The 24,682-nt window shown below is 41.7% G+C and carries 23 protein-coding genes; 15 read left to right on the top strand and 8 right to left on the bottom strand.

Translation table 11 applies throughout. The features are described 5' to 3' along the window. The first annotated feature begins 739 nt into the window (after nucleotides 1-739). Together VK664_RS12505 and VK664_RS12500 are read left to right on the top strand one after the other, a co-directional pair. Nucleotides 740-2,053, top strand: coding sequence for a gluconate:H+ symporter (locus VK664_RS12505; protein WP_461399002.1), 1,314 nt, complete (start codon nucleotides 740-742; stop codon nucleotides 2,051-2,053). A 410-nt stretch (nucleotides 2,054-2,463) separates the two neighbouring features. Further along, complete coding sequence (locus tag VK664_RS12500) at nucleotides 2,464-3,504, top strand: Gfo/Idh/MocA family oxidoreductase (protein ID WP_461399001.1); 1,041 nt, start codon at nucleotides 2,464-2,466, stop codon at nucleotides 3,502-3,504. A gap of 181 nt (nucleotides 3,505-3,685) precedes the next feature. On the opposite strand, the gene VK664_RS12495 is transcribed toward VK664_RS12500, so the two are convergent. Further along, nucleotides 3,686-4,687 (bottom strand): LuxE/PaaK family acyltransferase, encoded by a 1,002-nt coding sequence (locus VK664_RS12495; protein WP_461399000.1) that lies wholly within the window; start codon nucleotides 4,685-4,687, stop codon nucleotides 3,686-3,688. Nucleotides 4,688-4,741: 54 nt separating this feature from the next. Between VK664_RS12495 and VK664_RS12490 the strand changes: the two genes are divergently transcribed. The 4 genes from VK664_RS12490 to VK664_RS12475 all read left to right on the top strand — a co-directional run bounded on the left by VK664_RS12490 (nucleotide 4,742) and on the right by VK664_RS12475 (nucleotide 7,435). Then, nucleotides 4,742-5,209: a hypothetical protein gene (locus VK664_RS12490; protein WP_461398999.1), complete on the top strand. Its 468-nt coding sequence runs from the start codon at nucleotides 4,742-4,744 to the stop codon at nucleotides 5,207-5,209. Nucleotides 5,210-5,277: 68 nt separating this feature from the next. After that, nucleotides 5,278-6,117, top strand: a complete 840-nt coding sequence (locus VK664_RS12485) for a UbiA family prenyltransferase (protein ID WP_461398998.1) — start codon at nucleotides 5,278-5,280, stop codon at nucleotides 6,115-6,117. A 33-nt stretch (nucleotides 6,118-6,150) separates the two neighbouring features. Continuing rightward, entirely contained in the window at nucleotides 6,151-7,272 is a 1,122-nt protein-coding gene (locus VK664_RS12480; protein ID WP_461398997.1) for a M42 family metallopeptidase, read from the top strand. Beyond that, the gene (locus VK664_RS12475) at nucleotides 7,265-7,435 is read left to right on the top strand and encodes a hypothetical protein (RefSeq protein WP_461398996.1); all 171 of its coding nucleotides are present in this window, start codon (nucleotides 7,265-7,267) and stop codon (nucleotides 7,433-7,435) included. Before VK664_RS12480 ends, VK664_RS12475 begins: the two co-directional genes overlap by 8 nt. Nucleotides 7,436-7,620: 185 nt before the next feature. On the opposite strand, the gene VK664_RS12470 is transcribed toward VK664_RS12475, so the two are convergent. Continuing rightward, entirely contained in the window at nucleotides 7,621-9,546 is a 1,926-nt protein-coding gene (locus VK664_RS12470; RefSeq protein WP_461398995.1) for a glycoside hydrolase family 127 protein, read from the bottom strand. Nucleotides 9,547-9,642: 96 nt separating this feature from the next. On the opposite strand from VK664_RS12470, the gene VK664_RS12465 reads away from it, so the two are divergent. Further along, a complete protein-coding gene (locus tag VK664_RS12465) occupies nucleotides 9,643-11,025 on the top strand; it encodes a methyltransferase domain-containing protein (protein ID WP_461398994.1) in 1,383 nt (460 codons plus the stop codon). Nucleotides 11,026-11,097: 72 nt separating this feature from the next. Continuing rightward, nucleotides 11,098-12,081 (top strand): biotin synthase BioB, encoded by a 984-nt coding sequence (gene bioB, locus VK664_RS12460; RefSeq protein WP_461398993.1) that lies wholly within the window; start codon nucleotides 11,098-11,100, stop codon nucleotides 12,079-12,081. Nucleotides 12,082-12,097: 16 nt separating this feature from the next. Here bioB and porQ read toward each other — a convergent pair whose 3' ends face one another. The 5 genes from porQ to VK664_RS12435 all read right to left on the bottom strand — a co-directional run bounded on the left by porQ (nucleotide 12,098) and on the right by VK664_RS12435 (nucleotide 18,445). Then, a complete protein-coding gene (gene porQ / locus VK664_RS12455) occupies nucleotides 12,098-13,141 on the bottom strand; it encodes a type IX secretion system protein PorQ (RefSeq protein ID WP_461398992.1) in 1,044 nt (347 codons plus the stop codon). 175 nt (nucleotides 13,142-13,316) lie between these two features. After that, nucleotides 13,317-15,719 (bottom strand): endopeptidase La, encoded by a 2,403-nt coding sequence (gene lon, locus VK664_RS12450; RefSeq protein WP_461398991.1) that lies wholly within the window; start codon nucleotides 15,717-15,719, stop codon nucleotides 13,317-13,319. A gap of 196 nt (nucleotides 15,720-15,915) precedes the next feature. Continuing rightward, on the bottom strand, nucleotides 15,916-16,500 hold the full coding sequence (locus VK664_RS12445) for a porin family protein (RefSeq protein ID WP_461398990.1): 585 nt from the start codon (nucleotides 16,498-16,500) through the stop codon (nucleotides 15,916-15,918). Between the two features lie 147 nt (nucleotides 16,501-16,647). After that, on the bottom strand, nucleotides 16,648-17,889 hold the full coding sequence (locus VK664_RS12440; protein WP_461398989.1) for a metallophosphoesterase: 1,242 nt from the start codon (nucleotides 17,887-17,889) through the stop codon (nucleotides 16,648-16,650). Nucleotides 17,890-17,935: 46 nt separating this feature from the next. Continuing rightward, entirely contained in the window at nucleotides 17,936-18,445 is a 510-nt protein-coding gene (locus tag VK664_RS12435) for an NADPH-dependent FMN reductase (protein ID WP_461398988.1), read from the bottom strand. Between the two features lie 297 nt (nucleotides 18,446-18,742). On the opposite strand from VK664_RS12435, the gene VK664_RS12430 reads away from it, so the two are divergent. The 7 genes from VK664_RS12430 (at nucleotide 18,743) to VK664_RS12400 (ending at nucleotide 23,659) form a co-directional block, all read left to right on the top strand. Continuing rightward, a complete protein-coding gene (locus tag VK664_RS12430) occupies nucleotides 18,743-19,543 on the top strand; it encodes a ParA family protein (protein ID WP_461398987.1) in 801 nt (266 codons plus the stop codon). 13 nt (nucleotides 19,544-19,556) lie between these two features. Then, nucleotides 19,557-20,474, top strand: a complete 918-nt coding sequence (locus VK664_RS12425; RefSeq protein WP_461398986.1) for a ParB/RepB/Spo0J family partition protein — start codon at nucleotides 19,557-19,559, stop codon at nucleotides 20,472-20,474. 65 nt (nucleotides 20,475-20,539) lie between these two features. Beyond that, complete coding sequence (locus tag VK664_RS12420) at nucleotides 20,540-21,292, top strand: DUF5683 domain-containing protein (protein WP_461398985.1); 753 nt, start codon at nucleotides 20,540-20,542, stop codon at nucleotides 21,290-21,292. 50 nt (nucleotides 21,293-21,342) lie between these two features. Continuing rightward, the gene (dapB, locus tag VK664_RS12415; RefSeq protein ID WP_461398984.1) at nucleotides 21,343-22,062 is read left to right on the top strand and encodes a 4-hydroxy-tetrahydrodipicolinate reductase; all 720 of its coding nucleotides are present in this window, start codon (nucleotides 21,343-21,345) and stop codon (nucleotides 22,060-22,062) included. Between the two features lie 54 nt (nucleotides 22,063-22,116). Further along, nucleotides 22,117-22,524: an RrF2 family transcriptional regulator gene (locus tag VK664_RS12410; RefSeq protein ID WP_461398983.1), complete on the top strand. Its 408-nt coding sequence runs from the start codon at nucleotides 22,117-22,119 to the stop codon at nucleotides 22,522-22,524. Beyond that, nucleotides 22,521-22,793, top strand: a complete 273-nt coding sequence (locus VK664_RS12405) for an acylphosphatase (protein ID WP_461398982.1) — start codon at nucleotides 22,521-22,523, stop codon at nucleotides 22,791-22,793. The genes VK664_RS12410 and VK664_RS12405 overlap by 4 nt, the downstream gene beginning before the upstream one ends. A gap of 116 nt (nucleotides 22,794-22,909) precedes the next feature. Beyond that, a complete protein-coding gene (locus VK664_RS12400) occupies nucleotides 22,910-23,659 on the top strand; it encodes a 3-keto-disaccharide hydrolase (RefSeq protein WP_461398981.1) in 750 nt (249 codons plus the stop codon). Between the two features lie 78 nt (nucleotides 23,660-23,737). Here the strand turns inward: VK664_RS12400 and VK664_RS12395 are convergent, their stop codons facing one another. Continuing rightward, nucleotides 23,738-24,676, bottom strand: coding sequence for an NAD-dependent epimerase/dehydratase family protein (locus tag VK664_RS12395; protein ID WP_461398980.1), 939 nt, complete (start codon nucleotides 24,674-24,676; stop codon nucleotides 23,738-23,740). Nucleotides 24,677-24,682 lie beyond the last annotated feature (6 nt).

The following is a 24,682-nucleotide window of genomic DNA, read 5'->3' as shown; positions in this document are numbered from 1 at the left end:
TACATATGCCTGGATGATTGTTGATCCTGTAAAGGTCAAACTTTTGAAACAAAACCATCAGCCCCAATATCCACAAAAGCCCCCCAACGGCGATACAAAATCTTTTTCAAATAACAATCGTGGTTCTGGTTAGAGGTTTACACTGAATGTCTACATCTGAATTGTTGAAGTATAATTCGATAAGCGTAATTCAGCGAAGGATAGAGAAGCTTATCGGGATAATTGCAATTGCGACTATTGCATTGCAATAACTGCATGCTGCTAACGGAATGCTGAAACCTGAAGTGCTAATAGAAGTGCTAATAATGGAATGCATAGACTGCAATCCTGATAACTGCGATAAGTGAATGTTGAATTTTGTTGTGCTGTTCGCATATCTCCTCAAGTGAACGAGGTTAGAACGTGCAGGATGGCCTGAGGTTGGGTTGATTTGCCACATTCGATTCCTGGGCGGAGTTACTGAAGCCGAGCAGGGCTGGGCAGCCACTACCGCTGAAAGAATGGTTAAAAAAGCCGATCAAGGCACTAAAAGCTGGCCGGAGACAACAGCAGCCACCGGCATAAACGACCAAACTAAGCAGGAATCACAGTGGCAAATCAAACTAACCGAAAGGCCCATCCGGCGAAGGGAAGAACCGAGTGAACTCCCTGAACGTGCAAAATCAACAAATTACAATAATCCAGGAAGCTAGCTTTTTACGGGTTTACCATATATTCGTGAACATAATCCACGAATGCTATGACGCTACTTATGATTGTGTTGTGTATCCTATCCCTGGTTATTCTTATTTCCTGGGGCAAGATAAACGCCTTCCTTGCTTTTCTGCTGGTATCTATTGCAACCGGGCTTTTACTCGGAATCCCGTTGAGGACCATAACAGGGTCTGTTCAAAAAGGTATCGGTGACACACTTGGCAGCCTGGTAATTGTAATTAGTCTTGGTGCAATGTTAGGCAAACTAGTGGCTGAAAGTGGCGCAGCGCAGCAGATTGCCTCTACTATGATGGGGATTTTTGGCCTGAAATATATCCAGTGGGCGTTGATGGCAACCGGTTTTATAGTTGGAATTCCACTTTTTTATAATGTCGGATTTGTATTAATGATACCGCTCATTTTTTCAGTGGTATATCAATACAAGCTTCCGGCAGTCTATATCGGTTTACCTATGCTGGCTTCCCTCTCGGTAACCCATGGTTTCCTTCCACCACATCCGGCACCTACCGCCCTGGTTGCCCAGTTTAAGGCTAACATGGGTCTTACCTTATTATATGGAATGATCGTGGCAATACCTGCCATCATTGTTGCGGGACCTATATTTTCAAAATCGCTCAGGGGAATCATATCTGTACCGCTCAAGACCTTCGAGGTTCAGACTCTACCGGCCCACCTTTTGCCAGGAAGAGCTAATAGTTTTTTATCATCCCTCCTGCCTGTGATCCTGCTAATGGCAACTACAGTAATTCCTTTTTTTCTTCCGGCAGAAGGGGTCGCCCGCGACGTGGCCGTTTTCGTCAGCGAGCCAACAACTGTAATGCTTATTGCACTGATAGTTGCCACTTATACCCTGGGAATATTGATGGGCAAAAAAATGAGTACCATCATGAATCTCTACAGCGATGCTGTGAAGGACATTGCAATGATCATTTTTATCGTTGCCGGCGCAGGTGCATTAAAACAGGTTTTTGTTGACAGCGGCGTGAGCAACCAGATAGCCAGCGTTTTACAAACCTGGAACATTCACCCATTATTACTCGGCTGGCTGATAGCCTGTATCATCAGGGTCTGTATCGGATCCGCGACCGTAGCCGGACTAACAACCGCCGGTATTATGGCCCCGATACTTATACAGTCAAATGCAAATCCAAACCTGATGGTGCTGGCGATTGGTGCAGGAAGCCTGATGTTTTCGCATGTGAATGATGGCGGATTCTGGATGTTTAAGGAATACTTCAATCTTAGCATGAAAGATACACTTCGTTCGTGGTCATTAATGGAATCGATCGTTGCTATTGTCGGTATCATAGGGGTAATGATTCTAAACGCCTTTGTTTAAATATTTTAGCGAAATTTATTTTAATAACGATCGTTTACAATGATTGATTATTAAACATGATAGTTTACTAATCGGGATAATTTATTGGTCAGGATAGTTTATTGGTCAGGATAGTTTATTAGCCGGAATAGTTTTTTGACCAGGATAGTTTATTTGTCAGGATAGTTTTTGATCGCGACAGTTATTAATCACGATAACCATTTTATTCCGATATTTAATCAATCACTAATTAATCACGAACTAATCAACTACGAAGTTGTTAAGCATGATTGGAACTAGCGACTATAATCATTTATTCGTGATAGTCAATTTTTGCAATAGTCAATTTTCGCAATAGTCAGTTTTGGCAATAGTCGTTTCGCAATAGTTATTCTAACAAATACTTATTTTATTATACAATAGTCGCAAATATGGTAATACGTACAGGTATTGTAGGTTTCGGGATTTCGGCAAAAGTTTTTCATGCTCCTTTTATAATAACTAATCCAGGTTTTAAACTCGTGAGTGTGCTGGAAAGATCTAAATCCGAATCGGCGCAAAAGTATCCCGGAGTTCGTATCGTAAGGTCAATTGAAGAAATGGTAAATGATCCTGAAATCGACCTTATAGTTGTTACAACTCCTAATGAAACGCATTTTCCTTATGCTAAACTGGCACTTGAGGCAGGTAAAAACGTAATCCTGGAAAAACCTTTTGCAAATACATCTGGCGAAGCAAAAGAGCTGGTTCAAATAGCAGCCACAAGCGGAAAAATGCTCAGCGTTTACCAGAACAGGCGATATGTAAGTGACTATCATACCATCAGGGAAATCCTGGATAAAAAACTACTGGGTGACATTCATGAATTTGAAGCGCATTATGACCGGTATCGGATCGAGGAAAGGCCCCAGGCCTGGCGGGAAAAGCCAGAACCTGGAAGCGGGATACTTTTCGATCTTGGGGCTCACCTTATTGACCAGGCACTGACATTATTTGGATGGCCCTCCGGAATCATTGCAGACGTGAGAATGCAGCGTTCTCATGCGAAAACAGACGATTATTTTGATCTGCGCCTCGACTATGGATTTTTGCATGTCCGGTTAACTGCGGGTATGCTTGTACGTGAGCCCGGGCCCAGGTATATGATTCACGGTACAAAAGGCTCATTCATAAAATATGGCGAGGATGTACAGGAAGCAAAACTGAGAGCCGGCGAATTACCATTGGGTGCGGATTGGGGTGCTGAACCTGAATCTATTTATGGACTATTGCATACTGAAATCGATGGAAAAATCATCAGGGAAAAATATCCTTCCCTTAAAGGAAATTACGGTGACTACTACAGGAACATTTACGAAACACTTGTCAAAGGAAAACCGCTTTCCGAAACACCCGAGCATGGATACAATACCATCCGTATCATCGAGGCAGCTTTTGAAAGCAGCAGAATAAAATGCTCCATCCCTCTCTGATTCCAATCATCTCTAACCCTCACCCCTAATCACAAACAACTCATCGCCCGACAAATCACAAACAACTCATCACCCGACAAATCACTCACATGCCTCATAACACTGCTTATAATCTCATAACTCAATCACCTCAAAGACTCAACTCACCACTCAACTCACCACTCAACTTATCACTCATCACTCATAACTCATAACTCCCAACGTCGCTCACCATCAAACTACATCCCCTTACATCACTGTTGTCCATCCGGCCCTGTACTTCGAATCTAAGATCGTTGTGCACGACGCCTATATCGTCGGTCGCTATAAATGAACAGGAGTAAAGATTAGCCAGGTCGATAATGTTAAGTATTCCCTTGCCGTTATGATTTACGGAAAGAGGATCATCTTCATCTCTTACCATAACCCTCATCCATGGCGGGCAACTGAACAAACCATTTGAGAGAGAATATGCCTGGGATAACAATTCCGTCATGCCATATTCTGAATGAATATCCGTTAAATTAAAATACTTCTCAAGGGTTTGATGTAAATGTGGACGTGTAATTTCAGCACGACGACCTTTCATTCCTCCGGTCTCCATTACTACAGCATTATTAAGTGGCATACCGAACTGTTCGCCAAAATCCAGCAATGCGAAGCTCACACCGATAAGCAAGGTGCGTTGACCTGCCTGCTGTAATTTCACCAGGTTGTCTCTTAATTTCTGGTGTTCGTATAGATAGAATCCACCCAGGGGATGTTTTGAAGATTTGATTAACTCATCAACCATCATAACCAACGATGAGGATGATCTTTCAAGATATGAAGGTAATAGTCCTATCACGCACCATTTTTCCGGCAAATCATAAAATAATTTAAATGCTTCCATAAAACTGCGGCGGTAAAGGCCGGTTTTTTTCACGAAGTGTTTACTGCTGACAGAACCGGTAGTTCCACTGCTTTCGAATATTACCTCAGGCTCAAACTGGCCTGTAACTATTTTTTGTGTTTTGAAAAACGAAATTGGCAAAAACGGAATCTCAGATAGCCGGGAGATGCTGAACGGATCAACTTTGAGAGCGGAAAGATAATCCCGGTAAACCTCATTATTTGCTGCCTGGAAACGGAACACCAACATAGCAATCGCCTCAAAATTCCCGGCATTCGCCTGAAAAATTTTATCTTCGTATTCACAATTCATATACTTATATTCACTTTCCGACCGTTAAATTTGTAATCAATAATGTTTTTTAATATGCGGTACATTTTACCTGCTTTGGTGTTGATAGTTACGTTGATAGCGATTTCGTGCAGCAAAGATAAGGTAGACACCAAACCATCCATTAATGTTAAATCACTCAGTTCGAAACTCATTCCTGTGAACGGTGACCTGAGTATTAACCTGGAATTCCGGGACAAAGAGGCGGATCTTGAATCCATTTTTGTTCAAAAAATCAGGCAGAACCTCCGGAAAACCACAACTATCAGGGATACTTTTTCACTATCAGTAGCAGATTTTCCAAAAAAAACCAACGGTGAACTGGAAATGAGGCTGTTTTATCAGTTGCAATTAATATCTGCCGAGCGCGCACCGGCCAATCCGGGTTCATCCACCGGCTTTGAAAGTGACAGTATTATTATCAGACTTGCTTTAAGGGATAAGGACAAACACGTTAGCGATACCGTTACTACTGAACAAATAGTAATTCAACGTATAAACTAAACGAGACCGGTAAATGCTTTCACCGGGACCTCTTTCTAACAGTTATGGACAACACTAATCGCAGAGGCATGCGGGGGTTGGTCAAATCGTCCATTCATTTCCTGGTATTCAGCAGTATATACATCGCAGTTTGCGCATTGGTGATGATTTATCAGACAAACCAGCTGTTGAATCTTCAATATGATGTTTTTCATTACTGTTGCTTTGTTTTCTTTTCTACGATCTGTAGTTATAATTTTCATTGGGGACTTACACCATCTGTTGAAACTAATATGGTGAGACTGGGGTGGACAATCCGTAATAAAACCGTTCATAAAATCCTGTTTATCATTGGGGTAATTGGTGCGGTCTGGTATTTTTTCTATTTCACGGAGCACTGGTTTTGGCTAGGCATAGGCGTTATTCTCACATTTCTGTATTCGGCCCCGAAAGTGCCTTATCTCAGAATACTGAGGAATATTGCTGTAGGTAAAACTGTATTTCTTGCAATGGTCTGGATGTATGTTACCACGGCCCTGCCCATCTTTATTTCAGGCAAAAACTGGGACTCATCTCAAATATTATTCTGCGCTTCCCGTTTGTTCTTCATTTATAGTATCTGTATCCTGTTCGATTACCGTGATCGTGATTATGACAAAAAAGAGGGAATCAGGAGTATGATCACTTATCTCGACAACAAAGGTGTGGACAAGCTATTTTATTTTTCCTTGTCAGCATTTGCAATTATTACCTTCTTACTGGTTTGGTGCGGATTTACAACATTACAGGTAGTATTGATACTTTTGCCCGGCTTAATTATGATACCATTGTACTATGTGGCGAAGAAAAACTTTTCCGACTATCTTTACTATATTATCCTTGATGGAATGATGATGTTATCCGCATTGCTGACCTCGATTTTTATTTAAACCGACAATCATTTAAACCAACTATCATAAAATATGGCTAAACAGTTATCCAAAAAAAAATCGGCTCCGGGAATAACCGGAAAATCCTATGAATTTTTAAAAAGTTATCTGAATAATCCTTCACCCGTTGGTTTTGAAAGCAGCGGTCAGAAGCTTTGGCTCGACTATATTAAACCTTATGTTGATAGCCATTTTACTGACCCATATGGAACGGCTGTAGGGGTAATCAATCCAAAAGCGACCTTCAAAGTAGTTATTGAAGGTCATGCAGATGAAATCAGCTGGTTTGTTAACTATATCACTCCGGAAGGACTTATTTATCTTAAAAGAAATGGTGGTGTCGATCACCAGATTGCTCCTGCTCAACGAGTGTTTATTCATGGCAAAAAAGGACCTGTAAAAGCAGTTTTCGGGTGGCCGGCAATACATACCCGTCTCAGCAATAACGATTCAAAAGAACCACAACCAAGAGTTGATAATTTATGTCTTGACTGTGGCGCAAGGAATAAAAAAGAAATTGAGGATCTGGGCATACATATAGGAGCCGTAGTTACCTACCAGGATGGCTTCGATGAAATGGCCTATGACTATTATATAGCAAGAGCTTTTGACAACCGGATCGGTGGTTATATGATTGCAGAAGTGGCTCGACTTATCAGGGAGAACAACAAGAAACTTCCATATGCTCTATATGTTGTGAATGCTGTACAGGAGGAAATTGGTTTGCGCGGTGCGGAGATGATAGCACGCCGGATAAAACCGGATGTTGCCATCATAACAGATGTTACGCATGATACACATACCCCGATGATTAATAAGATTATTGAAGGTGATGTACTCTGTGGAAAGGGACCTTCGCTGGCGTATGGACCTGCGGTTCATAATAAGCTGCTGGCCTTTGTTGAGAATATTGCCTCACAGAAGAAGATCCCGGTACAAATGCGTACGGTTTCAAGAAGTACCGGTACTGATACCGATTCATTTGCTTATGCGAACGAAGGATGTCCTTCGGTGTTAATTTCTATCCCTTTGCGATATATGCATACAACCGTCGAGATGTTGCATAAAAAGGACATCGAACAGACCATTGAATTGATGTATGAAACGCTTCTGGCGCTTACCCCATCAACCAATCTTAGTTATTTTCATGATTAACCTCTACTTCATTTATATCGACCCAGGCAGCGGTAGTTACCTTATACAGGCAATTATCGCTGCTGTTTTGGGCGCCCTGTTTTATTTCAAAACAATCTGGTGGAAAGTGAAATCTTTTTTTAAAAGGCCAAAAAAAGACAACGAAAAATCGAACGACCTCTGAACCCGGGATTTCACCCCGGGCCTTGCGAAATCAACCCCTATCGGGGTTGTGCGTTTGTTCCACGCACTCACTCTAGACTTACCATCACCAACTCAGCCAATCAACTCGGTCACTCAACTCATCACTCATCACTCATAACTCATAACTCAACTCACCACTCACCACTCACAACTCACAACTGAATTTCACCTGAGTCTCGCATCAAGCAGCTGTGGCATCCATACAACAAAATAAGAAGCTTCTGCACCGTTGCCTGCTGAAGCATAATCGCATAATGCTACCTGTATAGGTTTTTCGCGATTTTCAGGATAAGATTCCGGAGCGAAAAGCCCTTTTACTTCAATCCAGATATCTTTTTTACTTGTTGCCGTATCTGTCAGGATAAATCCTCCATCTTTTGTTTTGACTGGCTTGAGTACTGCAGTCAGTTCCGGTCCGCCCAGCCTTGTATCCCTGGCAAATAATACAGGGCCACGCATGAAAGCAACATAAGTTGGATTTTTACCGAGCGTTTGCAGTCTTGTGGTCATATCAAATGCCAGTTCGATTCGATCGCCGTTTTTCCAGGTCCTTGTCAACTTTTTAAAATCACCTGCTGTTACACCAGTTATCATTTCACCATTCACTTTCACAGTCGTATTTGAACTCCATTGAGGGATCCTTATCCTCAATTCGAATGATTCCGGTTTTGTCAGCGTTATGGAAGCAACAACATTGCCGTTTTGTGGATATTGAGTTTGCTGGTTAACTGTTATTTTTTGTTTTTTCGGACTAACAGATTCGTATACACCATCAACAAAAAAATTGATCGAAATACCGTTTGCAGCTGACATCACTGTTGTGTGTGGAAGAGTGAACAACCCCCTTGGCCCGCTCGCAATACAGCAGTTAAGTCCCATATTACAATGCTCCTCTCCTTCCATTCTTCTTCCTGAAAGAGGCGTATACTGCGCCCAATGCCTGCCATCGGGACTCATAGCTCCCAGCAAAGCATTGTAGTAAGCAATTTCTATCGCATCAGCATATTTTGATTCTCCTGTGAGTTTTAAAAGTTGCTGGCTCAGTTTTATCCAGGTAACAGTCACACAGGTTTCCTGGTATTTGTAAATTGAGTTAGCCTGCAACTGCCTGCCACCAAACCAACATTCAATGGCAGAGCCGGAGCCGGCAGCATTTATCTCGGTTTCAAGAATGTTCTGCCAGGTTTTCTCTACCGCTTGCCTATACAAAGGATTACCCGTTATCCTGTACAACTCCAATAACCCCTCGTAACAAGACATCATCTCATATGATTTCTGCCCCTGCATCCAGCTGAACCATTTTTCAGGGCCGGGATTTGGAAACCTTGAAGCAACATCTACGGAGGCTTTGCTGATGAGTTGAGGTCCGACAGGAGTTTCCCATTGGGCAACAATTTTTTCTGCTGCTTCAAGATATTTATTGTTTTTTGTACGTGTATATAACAGGCAAAGCGGTTCAAGAACCGATGAAGCAGCCATACCACGATGATTTCCTTTTGTAACGATGGTATCACCCCGGGCAGACAAATCGCTCAATAAGTTATCAGCAAGCTTTGAAGCCGCAGCTAACGTGTTTTTATCCTTTGTGATATCATAATAATCTATGAGCCCGAGCAAACAATATTTTCTTCCCCAAATGTCCCATTGATCCAACAGATTTGTTGCTTTGTAATTCCCTATATATCCGTCAGGCGTCTGGGTTTTTACTAAGTCAGCAACTGCCTTGTCAAGTATAGCCTTTGAAGCTGCAGTTGGCTGATAACGATATGCAAGAACAGCGGAGGTAAACCATTTGCCCCAGAACTCAGTTTGCCAGCAACGTGTTTCATCACGATGTTTAAATGGTTCAATCAGCCGGTTTACATCCTGCGCAAACACACGATTGGCGGAAGCATTTGCAAGTTTTTCGCCTATAAATCCATTGATTTTTACGGCTTGACCTGCCACGAGATTGTCAGCCTGGGCAATGGACCTTCCGTTGTTTATCAATAATATTGCAATTGCAAATGACAGACAAAACCTTAGTTTGCGGAGAGAAAAACACATGGCAGAAATTAATATTTTTGTAATTACATTTTCAACGAAAACCATTGTAGCTAATCTACTACATTTCGCGTGTATAGATAATTTAATCTCTAAGGCTAAGCAATAAATTGTTTTTCTTTGATACATGCTTAAACATATGGCGTGAATACAAACCGGCACCCGTCGTCTTATAGAGATCCTTCAGGGCATATTTTTGAACAGGATGGAATAATCTACCGGCAAATCAACAAGTCTTATGCTGAAGATTATTCACAGCTGAAAAATTCTGGTTTGCTTGCTAAACTGATAGCAAAGAAACAGATGGTTAAGCACGAAGAAATGAATGCTATTGCGGGAGCCAATGATTCTGCATGGATGGTGATTAAACCAGAAAAAATAAAGGCGATCAGTTATCCTTCTGAATGGAGTTTTGATGCGTTGAAAGCGGCCGCACTACTTCATCTTGATATCATGGAAACTGCGCTTGCACATGACATGATCCTTAAAGATGCAAGTCCTTATAATGTTCAGTTCGTAAGCGGGCAGGCCATTTTTATTGATACCCTTTCTTTTCAACGTTATAACCAGGATTTACCATGGATTGCTTACCGCCAATTCTGTGAATGTTTTTTATTCCCGCTTTTACTTGAAAACTACAAGAGGTTTTACATTAACCAGGTTTATCAAAGTTTCCCGGATGGAATTACCGCGGCAGAAACCGCCACCCTTTTACCTTTCAGAAGCCGGCTAAGCCTGGGTTGCTGGCTGCATGTTTTCCTGCCTGCATCGGTTGCTAAAACAAAACATACAGTGAGGGGGGAAATAAGATTCAGCAAAAAGAAAATGATAAACCTGGTGAGTCATCTGCGGGCTCTTATTTTAGGACTTAAATCAAATGATAAATCTCCGGCAGCCTGGAATACTTATTACGCTGAAACCATCCTGAGTGAAAATTATCTCGCAAGCAAAAGAACCATCTTTACTCAACTTACAGGCGATCTACAAATATCTGTTGCCATTGATATCGGATCAAATGATGGCTTTTTTTCAAACCTGTTAAGCAGTAAAGGAGCCATTGTTATTGCCATTGATAATGATGCGCCATCAATAAACCGTTTATTCCTTTTAAGCAAAAAAGAATCACTTAACATATTATCACTCGTAGTAGATATCACTGCTCCCACACCTGCCACAGGTTTCAGGAATCTTGAACGAAGTAGTTTCCTCCAAAGATTAGATTGCGATCTTATATTGGCACTCGCACTTGTTCATCATCTTGTTATCGGCAAAAATATTCCCCTCAGTATGCTTGCTTCATTTTTTAGTGAGTATACAAAATGGCTGTTAATTGAATTCGTACCCAAAGATGATCCCAAGGTAACTGCTATGCTGGCCAACAGGGAAGATGTATTCCCTGACTATAACCATGAAAATTTTGAATCCACACTAGCCGTCTATTTCGACCTTATTAATAAGCAAACTATTCCCGGAACAACCAGAACAATGTATTTGTATAAAAAACATGAAACCAAAAGTGGTGAATGATAACTAAATTTCATAATTCATAACTCATAATTCATAATTATTTTTCTGTACGTTTGCTTGCAAATTAATCGTATGATGGACACGCGCAGAAACGATTGGACAAAAGAAGAAATCCAGGAAATTTATAATACCCCATTGCTTGATCTGATATTTAAGGCAGCCACTGTTCACCGTCAATATGAGGGAACAGGAGAAGTACAGGTTTGTACATTATTATCTATAAAAACAGGGGGCTGCAGTGAAGATTGTGCTTATTGCCCGCAGGCTGCCAGATATAACACTGATGTGAAGGTACATGCGCTGATGAAAAAAGAGGAAGTGCTTAACTACGCATTACAAGCTAAGGAAGCTGGTTCTACAAGGTTTTGTATGGGTGCGGCCTGGCGCGAAGTGAGAGATAACCGTGACTTCGACAGGGTGCTCGACATGGTAAAGGGTGTTAATTCTTTAGGCATGGAAGTTTGCTGTACACTTGGGATGCTTACATCCGAACAGGCACAGAAGTTAGCAGACGCTGGTTTATATGCATATAATCATAACCTGGATACTTCTTCAGAATATTATGAAGAAATAATTACCACCAGAACATATGAGGATCGTTTGCAAACGCTCGATAATGTGCGTAAAGCCGGAGTAAGTGTCTGTTGTGGTGGCATAATCGGACTTGGTGAAAACCATGCTGACCGTATTACCATGCTTCACACCTTAGCAACCCTTCCTGAACATCCGGAAAGTGTTCCCATCAATGCCCTGGTTCCGGTAAAAGGAACTCCACTGGAAAACAACACACGTGTTGATGTGTGGGATATGATCCGCATGATAGGCACAGCAAGGATCCTTATGCCCCGAACAATGGTGAGGTTAAGCGCAGGACGGGCCACAATGACCGTTGCTGAACAGGCTCTTTGTTTTATGGCCGGGGCGAATTCTATTTTCGCCGGTGAAAAATTACTCACCACTCCGAACCCAAGTTTTGGAGAAGATAAAATTATGTTTGAGCTATTGGGCTTGTCGCCGAGGGAAGCTTTCAAAAACGAGAAAGTAGAAGTTTTTTAGAAGAAGAAATGGAAGTTCACAATTTTCCGAATGTTGAAAATTCGTTGAGCTTTATATTCAGACCAACCTGGTGGTATGCACGGCTACTCTGATAATAAGCCTGTCCATATCTTAGTTGTATTTTTTTAAACAAAACACCGACACCAGCTGAAAAACCATTGACGCCGTTACCTGATGTCGCGATATTCAGTTCTTTTCTTCGCAGGTAATTGTAGCCGATCGAAACTTCCACCTTATCAGTGATATAAACCTGGGTGGCCAAAATGATATGTCTGAAAATATTATCGAGGCTAAAACTTTTCGTGTTCTGATCCAGACCGTTTTCATCATTGTATACCGAATCATTATAGGTTACATCAAACCTGTGGAGGCGATTCATTGTTAATGAAAACTGGAGTGGCGCGTTTTTCAATCTTTTTGAAACCCCCAGCTGAAGGTCAAATGGCAATTCTTCTCTTGAGCTGACCGTATATGTGTTCAACTGCGTGCCTATGTTTTTTATCACAAACGAAGCCTGAAATCCTGCGCTTGTATCGAGGTAGGACAAACCAAGATCTATTGCGGCTCCAGAAGAAGTATAAGCACCATAACGCGATCCGATATATTTTAGACTGGCCCCATAAACCCATCTAGATAAATAATTACGGCTCATGCTTAACTGAACCACGTAATCTCTTGGCTTAAATATTCCCATGATATTACCTGAAGCGTCTGTTTGATCCACTGAACCGTAATTAAAATAAACCACCCCGAGTGCAAAATTTGTTTTGAGTGATTCATCCCGGTATCCTGCCTGCAGGTGATAGTTTTTTATCCCTCCATATAATGAATTAAAAACAAAAGAAGCCTGCGTATGCATGGTTTGCCTTAACAAAGACGGATTATGGAAGGCCATCCCGATATCTTCCGATTGATTGGAAATGTTTTCACCGCCAAGAGCTGTAAGCTGGGGTGTATTTGACAGCCTAAGAAAATTAAAAACGCTGCTGCCGCCTAGCGTTTGCGCATCAAGGGCTATGCTTCTGATAAGGAAGATCGTGATGATTGCGCCTCGTTTCATAGTCGAAACGAATATACCCAAAATAAAAATTCCTCCATGGACATGGAGGAATTTCTTTAACCCTTAAAACAACCAACATGAAAAATTCTTATTGATTATTTAAATATAACAGGGATTCCAATACAATGTTTACCTGATAGTTACATAATCGATTAAAATGCCATTAAAAACCTCATCAACTAAGTGCAATATCTAAGACTTGTGTCATGGTTTTTACATAATGGAACTTTAGTCCCTTGATAAATGAAGAGTCAATCTCCTGGATATCCTTTTCATTTAACCAGCACAAAACGATCTCTTTTATACCTGCGCGTTTCGCGGCAAGGATCTTTTCTTTGATTCCGCCCACTGGCAAAACCTGTCCCCTCAAAGTAATCTCCCCTGTCATGGCGAGGTAACTTTTTACCTTCCGGCCACTGAGCGCCGAAGCGATCGCCGTCATCATAGTGATGCCTGCGCTCGGACCATCTTTGGGTACCGCACCTTCGGGAACATGAACATGAATTGTTTTAGTACTAAACAGTTCGGGTGCCAGATCAACCTTCTTAGCATTTGAGTGCAAAAAAGTGAGTGCCGTGATTGCAGATTCTTTCATCACGTTGCCCAGATTTCCTGTTAGTTTCAACTCACCTTTCCCTTCACTGATACTTGTTTCAATAAACAGTATATCACCCCCGACATAGGTCCAGGCCAGTCCCACCGCTACTCCAGGCATGTTTGCCACCTTATATAATTCATTGCTGTACCTCGGTTTACCCAGGATCTTTTCTATGTCTTTTATTGTGAGCCCGGCCTTGATCTTATCTTTCATTGCATATTCACGGGCCTCATAACGCATCACAGATGCCAGGTAACGATCCAACTCACGCACCCCGCTTTCACGCGTATAATCCTGTATAATTTTTTCAAGAACCTTATCAGGTATATTGAATGTCATATCCTTCAGACCATGGGCTTCTTTTTGCTTTGGAACCAGGTGCCTGCGACCGATCTCAATTTTTTCTTCCACCGCATAACCGCTAAGATCTATGATCTCGAGCCGGTCGCGCAGAGCGGGTTGAATGTGATTGATATCATTGGCTGTTGCGATAAACAACACTTTGCTGAGGTCATACTCAAGCTCCAGGTAGTTATCATAAAAAGTATAGTTCTGCTCAGGATCCAGTACTTCCAGCAAAGAGGATGAGGGATCGCCGCGGCCATCGCTTCCGACCTTATCAATCTCATCCAGTATAATTACAGGATTACTGGATTTGACTTTGCGTATTAACTGGATTATCCGGCCAGGCATGGCACCGATATACGTTTTACGGTGTCCGCGGATTTCGCTTTCATCATGCAAACCGCCCAAACTTATCCTTGCATATTTGCGTCCTATAGCACTGGCTATACTTCTGCCAAGTGAAGTTTTCCCAACCCCGGGAGGTCCCAGGAAACAAAGAATAGGGCTCTTCATATCACCCTTTAATTTCAATACTGCCAGGTATTCAAGAATACGATCCTTTACCTTATTCATGCCATAGTGATCTTTATCAAGGATCTTCTTGGACTTTCTAAGATCATAAAGATCCTGTGTATAATCGGCCCAGGGCAGATCAAGCATCAGGTCAAGATGATTATAAACAACAGAATAATCAGGAGTGCTTGGATGCATTCTTTCAAGCTTCTCTATTCCTTTTTTAAACATTTCAGCCGCAGAAACTGACCATTTCTTGGTCTCGGCTTTTTTCTGCATGTCTTTTATCTCACGCTCATTGGTATCCCCTCCCAGTTCGTCTTTAATACTTTTGAGTTGCTGTTGAAGAAAATAGTCACGCTGTTGCTTATCAAGTTCTGTTTTTGTCTTTGTAGTTACCTTGTTTTTCAGCTCAGCAAACTGCAGTTCTTTCTGCAACAACTGCATCAGCAGATCAGCTCTTTCCTGGATATGATTCAGCTCAAGTAATTTTTGCTTTTCCGCAAGATCCGTATTAAGGTTACTGGAGATGAAGTGTATAAGGAAAGACGGGTTTTCAATATTTTTTAGAATGATACCCGCTTCAGAAGGAAGATTGGGAGATAGTAAAATGATCTGTGAGGCCAGGTCCTTGATATTGGCAACATAGGCCTCAAAGTCTTCATTTTTTGCAATGGTTTCATCTTCCAGTACAGTAACTTTTGCGCGGAAATATGGATCCTCTGAAATGATGGATTGAACTTTAAACCTTTTTTTACCCTGGATGATCACTGTTGTTCCACCATCGGGCATCTTGATAAGCTTGATAATTTTTGCCACGGTCCCGATATCTTCCAGGTCTGCAACTACCGGATCTTCTACCGCACTGTCTTTTTGCGCAACCACACCTACCAATTTGTCAGCCTTGTATGCATCGTTGACGGCCTTGATACTTTTATCCCGGCCCACGGTTATTGGCAGAACCACTCCCGGAAAAAGAACGGTATTTCTAAGCGGCAATAAGGATAATTCATCAGGAATCACAGTGTCAGTGCCATTTTCACCATCATTCTCGTTAAGCGGAATGATGGGCATAAAGTCCATATCATCTTCAGGATTAAACAAATAATTCGATTCTTTCATTGTTCTTATTAACTGTGACAAAATAGCAATTCCCTTTTACAAACAGGGATTTTTTAAGAGAAAGGTATGTAGGTCAAGTTTGATGCCATTTGTGTGAAGAATATTTGCGTAAAAAACCCCGTCCTCAGCTAATGTGGACGGGGTTGTTCATTCGGCACCTATAACTTCTGTTGTATATAGAAAATCCAGGCTGGCGTTACAATAACTTAATGCCGGCATAGACTTGAAAACCCTGGTTCTTCCATTTTGTTGAATTGTCGATTTCGTTTATGTTATTAAGACCGATCTGGTAACGGCCACCCACTTTTAGTTTACCTACATTTAGCTGCACGCCACCAAGCATACTGAGATCTCCTGATGAAAATGCCTGCTGACCGTTCTTTAATAAACCCTGGTCCTTGTTGATAAGAATTCCAAACTGGGGACCTGCCTGCAGCGTGATAAACTGTACAGGACGGAAATTTAATAATAATGGAATGGAAAGATAATTTAGTTTGATTCCCTTTAGATCGCTGGTGCCACCGGGAATTACATCATCAAAGTCATCTGTGGTTTTTGTCTGGTACTGGTTCCACAATACCTCGGGTTGCAGACCCCATTTGTTGTTGAAATACAGTTCAGCAAATCCACCAAGACTGTAACCATATTGAAATTCTTCCTTAAGTCCTTTACCATCTATTTTGTTGATGTTGGCGCCGGCCTTAATACCAACTCCTTGTGCAAAACTCATAGTTCCTGCAACCAGAGCAATCGTTAGCAAACCCAGGATTTTCGTTTTCATATTTTCTGCTTTAATGGTTTCTAATAATTTTCAAGTTACATGCCAGAGAAAATATGGCCTTGTTAATTAGCGTTAACAACGACTTATTTTTTATTAAAATTAAGATAAATCTGTAAACCATTGTTGAAGTTCCTTACTGAAGGCGATTTAAGCAATCTCCAGTAAGGTTATTTCAGGTAAGATTCCAACTCTTCCGGGATAACCTATAAAGCCAAAACCCCGGTTAACATAGAGTTTCTGATTCTCCTTTTCATATAAACCAGCCCATTGTTTATACATGTATTGTACAGGGCTCCATCGAAAACCAGGCACTTCAACACCAAACTGCATTCCATGTGTATGACCAGCAAGCATGAGGTCGATGTCTTTATATTGCTCCTGCACTTCAGCCATCCAATGGCTTGGGTCATGACTCATAAGAATTTTAAATGGCAGATGCGCTGTTCCCTTATAAGCTTCATTCAGTCGTCCATATTTAGGAAAGTTTCCCTTTGCACTCCAGTTTTCGATTCCTATCAATGCAATCTGCTCTCCGTTTTTTTCGAGCGAAACATTTTCATTCATCAAAAGTTTCCAACCCAATTCTCCATGTATTTCCTTCAGCCTTTCAAGATTGCTGTGTTTCACGCTTGCGCTTTCCCAGGCCACGTAGTCACCATAATCATGATTTCCCAATGTTGAATAAACTCCCAGTGGAGCTTTCAACTGGCTGAAGATCTCCATATAATCATCCATTTCAGTAGCCCGGTCATTAACAAGATCACCTGTAAACAAAATCAGGTCGGGTTTTTCGTTCATGATTTTTTGAACACCTTTCAATACTGCTGCTTTATCCGTAAAACTTCCCGCATGAATGTCGGAGATATGGATAATCTTCAGTCCTTTAAATGAACCCGGTACATTTGAAAACACTAACTTTTTCCGGACCAGCTGGTAATTATATTTATTACTGAAACCATAGACAAGTGTAGCCATCAGGCCTCCACCCAGGCCGATGCCGAGCCAGCTGAGAAATACGGACCTGCTTATACCCTCTCCCGGCCCTGAATCCGGGGATCGGTGTTGCAGTTTCTGAACAACCCAGGTGATACCTCTGCGAATATCATCAACAAGAAAAAATACTGAAGCAACCAGCTGCGAAAAAAATAAACCCACCAGGATAGCGAAAAGATAGGTACGTGCTGTGCGTGAAAAATTTTGTTCATTGAGATAAGGAATGGCCAGCATTACTGCCAGCGCAGCAATAGCTACTAACCAATAAATGATGGTCACGACCAGTCGTACTTTTGGACTGGCTTGCTGAGTTAATGACCTTATGACCTGGAATATATATATATCCATCATTAACATGATGGCCATAAGTATCCATAACAAACCTGAGTTTCGCATAATTGATTGAAATTAAAAAGCCGCAATTTTAGAACCTGGTGAATTCTCAAAACCTGGTGAATTCGTTGAGTTGATGTTTCATGGCAAGTAATGTTCCTTCATCCACTATAAAACCCTGGGGGTTCAATAGCTTATCGACAGATGAAATGGGCAGTTTGTTCGGATGAACCACTACATTCAGATAATGCAGGATGCTTGTTAAATGTTCAAGACCATTCAGATTACCTGCACGACCGGTGGCAATGCCAGTCAGCATGGCTTTTTTGCCATACCAGGTATCTTTATAGCTGGATATGTCGAACATCACCTTGAGCACGCCGGGTATACTTCCATTGTATTCCGGAACAACAAACACAAATTTCGTGGTCGGGGCAAGTATCTCAGATTCGATCTTTGTAAATTCCGGATCTCTCGCCAACCATTTCCATCCTTCCAGCGACATGAGCCGAACGTTTACTTCCCTGTCTCTCAGGAGTTGCTCATACTGGCTGGCCACCCTCAATGTATTGCTGTTTGGCCGGTTTGTTGCTGAAATTACAGTGTACAAGTCGCTCATAGTGACGATAATAACATAACTGATTGCATTTGGTTCCTGCAATTTAGCCCACGATGCTTTATTTTTGCCGACTAAAATAAATTCCGGGCGTAAAATTACCGTCTGCAGTGAATTTTCCGATTAATTATTGTTTCGAAAGATCAACTTGTTGGTCAGACGGATGAATCTGTTATATATTGTAGACTTTGGGGAATGTGAATGAAGATGTTCAAGGTATGGGCAAAACTAAATTTTGCGGTTTTAACGATTGTGAACAACTTTACCGCTATCCCTGATAATAAAATTTAATTTGTATAAATGGCGAGAGTAATCGGCGTTGCTAATCAAAAAGGTGGTGTAGGAAAAACAACTTCAGCAATAAATCTTGCTGCAAGCCTTGCAGTGCTGGAATTCAGAACCTTGCTGGTAGATGCGGATCCTCAGGCAAACAGTACAACCGGAGTTGGATTCGATCTTCATAATATAAGGCAAAGTTTGTACGATTGCATGGTTAATAATGTACGTGCAAGTGATGTAATCCTTAAAAGCGAAATACCAAACCTGGATGTAATTCCATCGCATATAGACCTGGTTGGTGCAGAGATAGAAATGATCAATTATCCGAACAGGGAAACTGTATTGAAAAATATACTTGCTCCTGTGAGAGATGATTACCAGTTTGTCATAATAGATTGTTCACCTTCACTTGGTTTAATCACCGTGAATGCCCTGGTTGCATCTGACTCAGTGATTGTGCCCGTGCAAACTGAATTTTTTGCATTGGAAGGTCTTGGCAAATTGCTGAATACAATCAAGATTGTACAAAGCAGGTTAAACCAGGAACTCGAGATAGAAGGTATACTGATGACTATGTATGATGGCAGGCTGAGGCTCTGTAACCAGGTAGTAGCGGAGGTTCGCAAACATTTTGACGAGATGGTCTTCAATACCATTATACACCGTAATACCAGGATAAGTGAAGCGCCAAGTGTTGGAAAACCGGTGATTTTATATGATGCGCTCAGCAAGGGCGCGATAAATTATCTGAACCTGGCAAAAGAAGTGCTGCAGAAAAACAATATGACGCGTATCAGCCAGGAAGAAAGAATACTAGAATAAATTTAACCAATCAATGACCAATCCCAAACAAAATAAAGACGCACTCGGCAAGGGTATCCGTTCTCTTTTGCAGAGCATCGACTCTGACCTGAAAACAAATACTGGTTCGCTGAAAACTTCTGTTGTGGAAGCAGCAACTACTATGCAGCGTATAAAAATCACAGATGTTGAGCCTAATCCTAAACAGCCACGCCGTGATTTTGATGAGCAGGCTTTAAAAGAGCTTGCTGCTTCCGTTAAGATGCATGACCTCGTTCAACCCATTACGGTTACTTCAATCGGGAACGGGAAATACAGGCTTATATCCGGTGAACGTCGTTGGCGGGCTGCAAAGCTGGCGGGGTTAGCTGATGTACCTGCTTATATCAGGCAGGCAAATGACCAGGACTTACTTGAACTGGCTTTACTTGAAAATCTGCAGCGTGAAGATCTGAATGCGATGGAAATTGCACTTTCCTATAAACGTATGATGGAAGAACTGAATCATACACAGGAAGAAGTTGCGGAAAGAATGGGTAAGGAAAGAAGTACCGTAGCCAATTATATCCGTTTGTTAAAATTGCCGCCAGATATACAGGTAGCGGTCCGCAAAGGTGATATCAGTATGGGTCATGCACGTGCACTTGTAAACGTGGATACTGTTGATAAGCAACTTTATATTTTTAATGAAGTGAGAGCAAAAAATCTCTCTGTTCGTCAAACAGAGGAACTCGTTAGAAAACTTTATAAGTCGAACGCCCCTGTTAAAGATTCCGTAAAAGCTTCATTGCCCCCTGCTTACAAAAAAATTGAAGATAATTTAGCATCGCATCTGAGTACAAAGGTTAAGTTGAATCATAATAAAAAGGGCTACGGGAGCATTTCCATTGAATACTTTTCAATCCAGGATCTTAATAAGATTCTTGATCAGTTGGGTGTGACCGTTAGTTAACCAATTTTACTGGGTCATTTCAAAATTAATCATATTAAATCCGAGTTTGAACCGACATTTCCGGTATGAGAATGTTCCTTGTTTTTTTACTGGTGTTGTTGATTCAGCCTTTTGCTTTCTCGCAACAAGGTGATTTGGTTAAGACCAGGATACCGGTGAACATTGCTGATACTGTACCGGTTGCAAAACGGGATACCATCCCCCACAGGAGCAGTGATACGGTTAAACTTGGTGATCGCCGCGACACGACAAATGCCGTTATCATTACCGGCGATACTGTTATCAATGCCGTCAAAAAAGATTCGGTCCGCAAACACAGCCCGAGAAAAGCAGCTATCAGGTCAGCGATCCTTCCTGGCCTGGGCCAGATTTACAACAGGAAATACTGGAAACTTCCATTGGTTTATGCTGCCGTCGGTATACCCGCCTATCTCGTTTATTATAACAAACAATGGTACGATCGCGCGAGATATGCCCTGAGTGTGGCTTCCAACCCACCGGTAGATCCACAGGAACTGGAAACCGTGCATCCGGAACTAAGGGCATTGACGGCTTCAGGTTCTGTAAATTCTCTCAGGAATTACCGGGATGAGTTCCGGAAAAATATGGATTATTCTATACTCATTACTATCCTGGCCTGGGGTCTGAACATTATCGATGCTACCGTGGATGCGCATCTTAAAGACTTTGATGTGAGTGACGAGATCAGCATGCGGGTAAAACCGGTGATAATGACCGGCACAAAAACACCCGGCTTAAGTTTAGTTTTTTCTTTGAAAGATAAAAACCAGCAGGCTCGGGGAAAAACAGTGTATTGACGATGTTGAGACAACCTTTTACCTTCGCATCTCGATTAAATACTTGAAAAATGAAAATTGCCCTGATTGGTTATGGTAAAATGGGTAAAGCCATAGAAGAAATAGCATTGAGCCGTGGTCATGAAATCGTATTGAAAGTTGGAATTGAAAACCTGGAGGACAATACCGTGGAAAAAATCAGCAAAGCTGATGTCGCCATAGAATTTACCGGCCCCGAAGTGGCATTTGAAAATATTAAGCGTTGCCTGGATGCAGGTGTTCCTGTTGTTAGTGGTTCAACCGGTTGGTTGAAAAACCTGCAAGAAGCAGAATCATACAGTAAAGCAAAACAGACCGGCTTCTTATATTCAAGCAATTTTAGTATAGGCGTGAATATCTTTTTTGCTGTTAATAAAAAGCTTGCTTCCCTGATGAGCCGCCACGACAGTTATGAAGTAAGTTTAACAGAAGTTCATCATACCCAGAAAAAAGATGCGCCGAGCGGTACCGCCATCACCCTCGCCGAACAGGTAATGCAACAAATCCCGGCAAAAAATAAATGGGTGAATGAATGGACCGATGATAAGACTGCTCTTTCTATAATCAGCGAAAGAATAGATCCCGCACCAGGTACACATACGGTAACCTATCGCTCTGAAATTGATGACATCGAAATCAAACATACGGCCCACAACCGGAAAGGTTTTGCCGGTGGAGCAGTGCTGGCTGCCGAATTCCTCCAAAATAAAAACGGTGTGTATCATATGAATGATGTGCTTGGAATTGAATAGCCCTAAAACAAGTCTCAGAAAAAAACTATATCTTCTCGCCGATAAATTTTAAACATGCTGTCCAAAAAAGCGCAATATGCCTTTAAGGCCCTGATGTATATGGCTGAGAAAAAAGATAATCAGCCTGTTCTTATTGCGGAAATTGCAAAGAAGAAAAAAATACCTTTAAAATTTCTTGAAAATATACTGCTTGAACTCCGGAAAGCCGGTGTTCTCGAAAGCAAAAAAGGCAAAGGAGGCGGCTACTTTTTCAATGTTCCTCCCCGTGAAATTTCACTTGCTAAGATAATGCGGTTAATCGATGGCCCGATTGCCATGTTACCCTGCGTGAGCTTATACTTCTACGAGCGATGTAAAAACTGCGATGAAAAAAGCTGTGGCCTGCACGATACAATGATCATGGTCAGAGATGCTAATCTGAGGATACTTGAAAAAAGAACTGTTGCCGATCTCACCAAATGACGCAGACATTAAAAATAATTGTTAAGGGAAAAGTACAGGGAGTTACATATCGCGAAACAACCAGGCGAAAGGCAGTAACTCTTGGCTTATCAGGAACCGTTGAAAATCTGGATAATGGTGATGTATTGATCATCGCAACCGGTGATCCTGGTACGCTTGAAGGTTTTGTTCGCTGGTGCCACAAAGGCCCTCAACTGGCCTCAGTTTCTGAAGTTAGTTCAACTGAAATTCCATTACATTATTTTACTGGTTTTTCGATAAAACGTTAAGATAAACCATCTTCGATTAATTGGTTTTAATACAGACCGTTAAAGCCCGGATTTGTTGATACAGTAACATATTTTGTATTAAATTACCGCTTTATCTAAAAAACAAAATGATTGATATGAACAGAAGATTTTTAGTATTGTGTTCTGTTGGGCTTTGCACTGTAATGTTTGCAAATGCCCAGGACCGTAAGGGAGGTGACCCTAAACTCAGCGAATATTATGAACCAGCTGCACCTGTGGTTACACCTGGTAAAACAGCCAGTGAACCGCCTTCAGATGCCATTGTTTTATTTGATGGTAAGGATGCATCAAAATGGCTAGCAAAAGGCGGAGGTGCCGTTGCCTGGACAGTCGCTGATGGCGCCCTGACGGTAAAAGGAAGAACGGGTGAGATTACTTCAAAAGATAAATTCGGAGATTGCCAGTTGCATATCGAATGGAGAGCTCCAGCTGAGGTAAAAGGTGAAGGACAAGGACGCGGAAACAGTGGTATTTTTCTTATGGGAAAATATGAGTTGCAGGTGCTTGATAACTACGATAATAAAACTTATGTGAACGGTCAGGCGGCCAGCATATACAAACAACTGCCACCACTTGTGAACGCTTGCCGTCCACCGGGAGAATGGCAGACTTATGATGTCGTATTTATTGCTCCGACTTTTAATCCAAACGGTTCAGTAAAAACCCAGGCACGTATCACTGTTATACATAATGGCGTACTGGTTCAGAATAACATGGCCATCCAGGGTGCCACTCAATACATCGGTCTTGCCAGTTATGAAAAACATGAGGCAAAGGAACCAATCATTTTGCAGGATCATGGAAATCCGGTTAGCTTCAGAAATATCTGGGTCAGGAACTTATAAATTCGAATTATCGAAATAATCTGAAAAGGCATTCATCTTCGTATTTACGATAGATGAATGCCTTTTTTTCGTTGCTGTCTAAAGATTCTGGAACATGTCGGCAGTCATTTTCGGCAGATCAAAATCGTGCTTCCAGCCCCAGTCCTGCCGGGCAACTGAATCATCAATAGATTGAGGCCAGCTGTTAGCTATTGCCTGGCGATAATCAGGTTTATAGCTCATTTGAAAATCCGGGATATGTTTTTTTACTTCCGCAGCAATTTCCCTGGGAGAGAAACTCATGGAAGATAAATTGTAGGAAGTCCTGATGGAGATTTTGTCCGCAGGTGCTTCCATCAGCTCAATTGTTGCCCTGATTGCATCCGGCATATACATCATTGGCAGATAGGTATTTTCTTCCAGGAAACAGGTATAAGCTTTTTCTTCAATCGCTTCATGAAATATCTCGACCGCATAATCAGTGGTACCACCACCGGGTGCTGATTTATAACTTATCAAACCCGGATACCGCAAACTTCTCACATCCACTTTATAGCGATGGTAAAAGTAGTTGCACCAGAATTCGCCCGCGTATTTACTGATACCATAAACTGTAGTAGGTTCAATGATGGTCTGCTGCGGACAATTAATCCTTGGTGATGTTGGCCCAAAAACAGCAATGCTGCTTGGCCAGTAAATTTTATGGATCTGTTCTTCCCGCGCTATATCGAGCACATTCAACAGTCCCTGCATATTCAGGTTCCAGGCCAGGTTGGGATTTTTTTCGCCGGTGGCGGAAAGGATGGCTGCCAGCAAATAGATCTGTGTTATGTTCTGCCTGATAATCTGTACATGTAGCATCTCCTTGTTCATCACATCTATACTGACATAAGGCCCGGTGCCTTTCAATAATTCGTTTTCTTCGCGGAGATCAGAAGCAACCACATTTGCGTTTCCGTAAATCTTTCTAAGACCAAGGGTTAATTCCACCCCGATCTGACCGGAAGCACCAATCACCAGAATCTTTTCTTTTATCATGCCGCA

It is taken from the genome of Flavitalea sp. (assembly GCF_035489435.1).
GTDB lineage: Bacteria > Bacteroidota > Bacteroidia > Chitinophagales > Chitinophagaceae > DATHKG01.
This window is presented reverse-complemented; position numbering and strand designations above follow the sequence as displayed.

Coding starts and splice junctions, on each gene's coding strand:
- VK664_RS12505 (WP_461399002.1), top strand. CDS start 740: ATGACGCTACTTATGATTGTGTTGTGTATCCTATCCCTGGTTATTCTT.
- VK664_RS12500 (WP_461399001.1), top strand. CDS start 2,464: ATGGTAATACGTACAGGTATTGTAGGTTTCGGGATTTCGGCAAAAGTT.
- VK664_RS12495 (WP_461399000.1), bottom strand. CDS start 4,687: ATGAATTGTGAATACGAAGATAAAATTTTTCAGGCGAATGCCGGGAAT.
- VK664_RS12490 (WP_461398999.1), top strand. CDS start 4,742: ATGCGGTACATTTTACCTGCTTTGGTGTTGATAGTTACGTTGATAGCG.
- VK664_RS12485 (WP_461398998.1), top strand. CDS start 5,278: ATGCGGGGGTTGGTCAAATCGTCCATTCATTTCCTGGTATTCAGCAGT.
- VK664_RS12480 (WP_461398997.1), top strand. CDS start 6,151: ATGGCTAAACAGTTATCCAAAAAAAAATCGGCTCCGGGAATAACCGGA.
- VK664_RS12475 (WP_461398996.1), top strand. CDS start 7,265: ATGATTAACCTCTACTTCATTTATATCGACCCAGGCAGCGGTAGTTAC.
- VK664_RS12470 (WP_461398995.1), bottom strand. CDS start 9,546: ATGGTTTTCGTTGAAAATGTAATTACAAAAATATTAATTTCTGCCATG.
- bioB (WP_461398993.1), top strand. CDS start 11,098: ATGATGGACACGCGCAGAAACGATTGGACAAAAGAAGAAATCCAGGAA.
- porQ (WP_461398992.1), bottom strand. CDS start 13,141: ATGAAACGAGGCGCAATCATCACGATCTTCCTTATCAGAAGCATAGCC.
- lon (WP_461398991.1), bottom strand. CDS start 15,719: ATGAAAGAATCGAATTATTTGTTTAATCCTGAAGATGATATGGACTTT.
- VK664_RS12445 (WP_461398990.1), bottom strand. CDS start 16,500: ATGAAAACGAAAATCCTGGGTTTGCTAACGATTGCTCTGGTTGCAGGA.
- VK664_RS12440 (WP_461398989.1), bottom strand. CDS start 17,889: ATGCGAAACTCAGGTTTGTTATGGATACTTATGGCCATCATGTTAATG.
- VK664_RS12435 (WP_461398988.1), bottom strand. CDS start 18,445: ATGAGCGACTTGTACACTGTAATTTCAGCAACAAACCGGCCAAACAGC.
- VK664_RS12430 (WP_461398987.1), top strand. CDS start 18,743: ATGGCGAGAGTAATCGGCGTTGCTAATCAAAAAGGTGGTGTAGGAAAA.
- VK664_RS12425 (WP_461398986.1), top strand. CDS start 19,557: ATGACCAATCCCAAACAAAATAAAGACGCACTCGGCAAGGGTATCCGT.
- VK664_RS12420 (WP_461398985.1), top strand. CDS start 20,540: ATGAGAATGTTCCTTGTTTTTTTACTGGTGTTGTTGATTCAGCCTTTT.
- dapB (WP_461398984.1), top strand. CDS start 21,343: ATGAAAATTGCCCTGATTGGTTATGGTAAAATGGGTAAAGCCATAGAA.
- VK664_RS12410 (WP_461398983.1), top strand. CDS start 22,117: ATGCTGTCCAAAAAAGCGCAATATGCCTTTAAGGCCCTGATGTATATG.
- VK664_RS12405 (WP_461398982.1), top strand. CDS start 22,521: ATGACGCAGACATTAAAAATAATTGTTAAGGGAAAAGTACAGGGAGTT.
- VK664_RS12400 (WP_461398981.1), top strand. CDS start 22,910: ATGAACAGAAGATTTTTAGTATTGTGTTCTGTTGGGCTTTGCACTGTA.
- VK664_RS12395 (WP_461398980.1), bottom strand. CDS start 24,676: ATGATAAAAGAAAAGATTCTGGTGATTGGTGCTTCCGGTCAGATCGGG.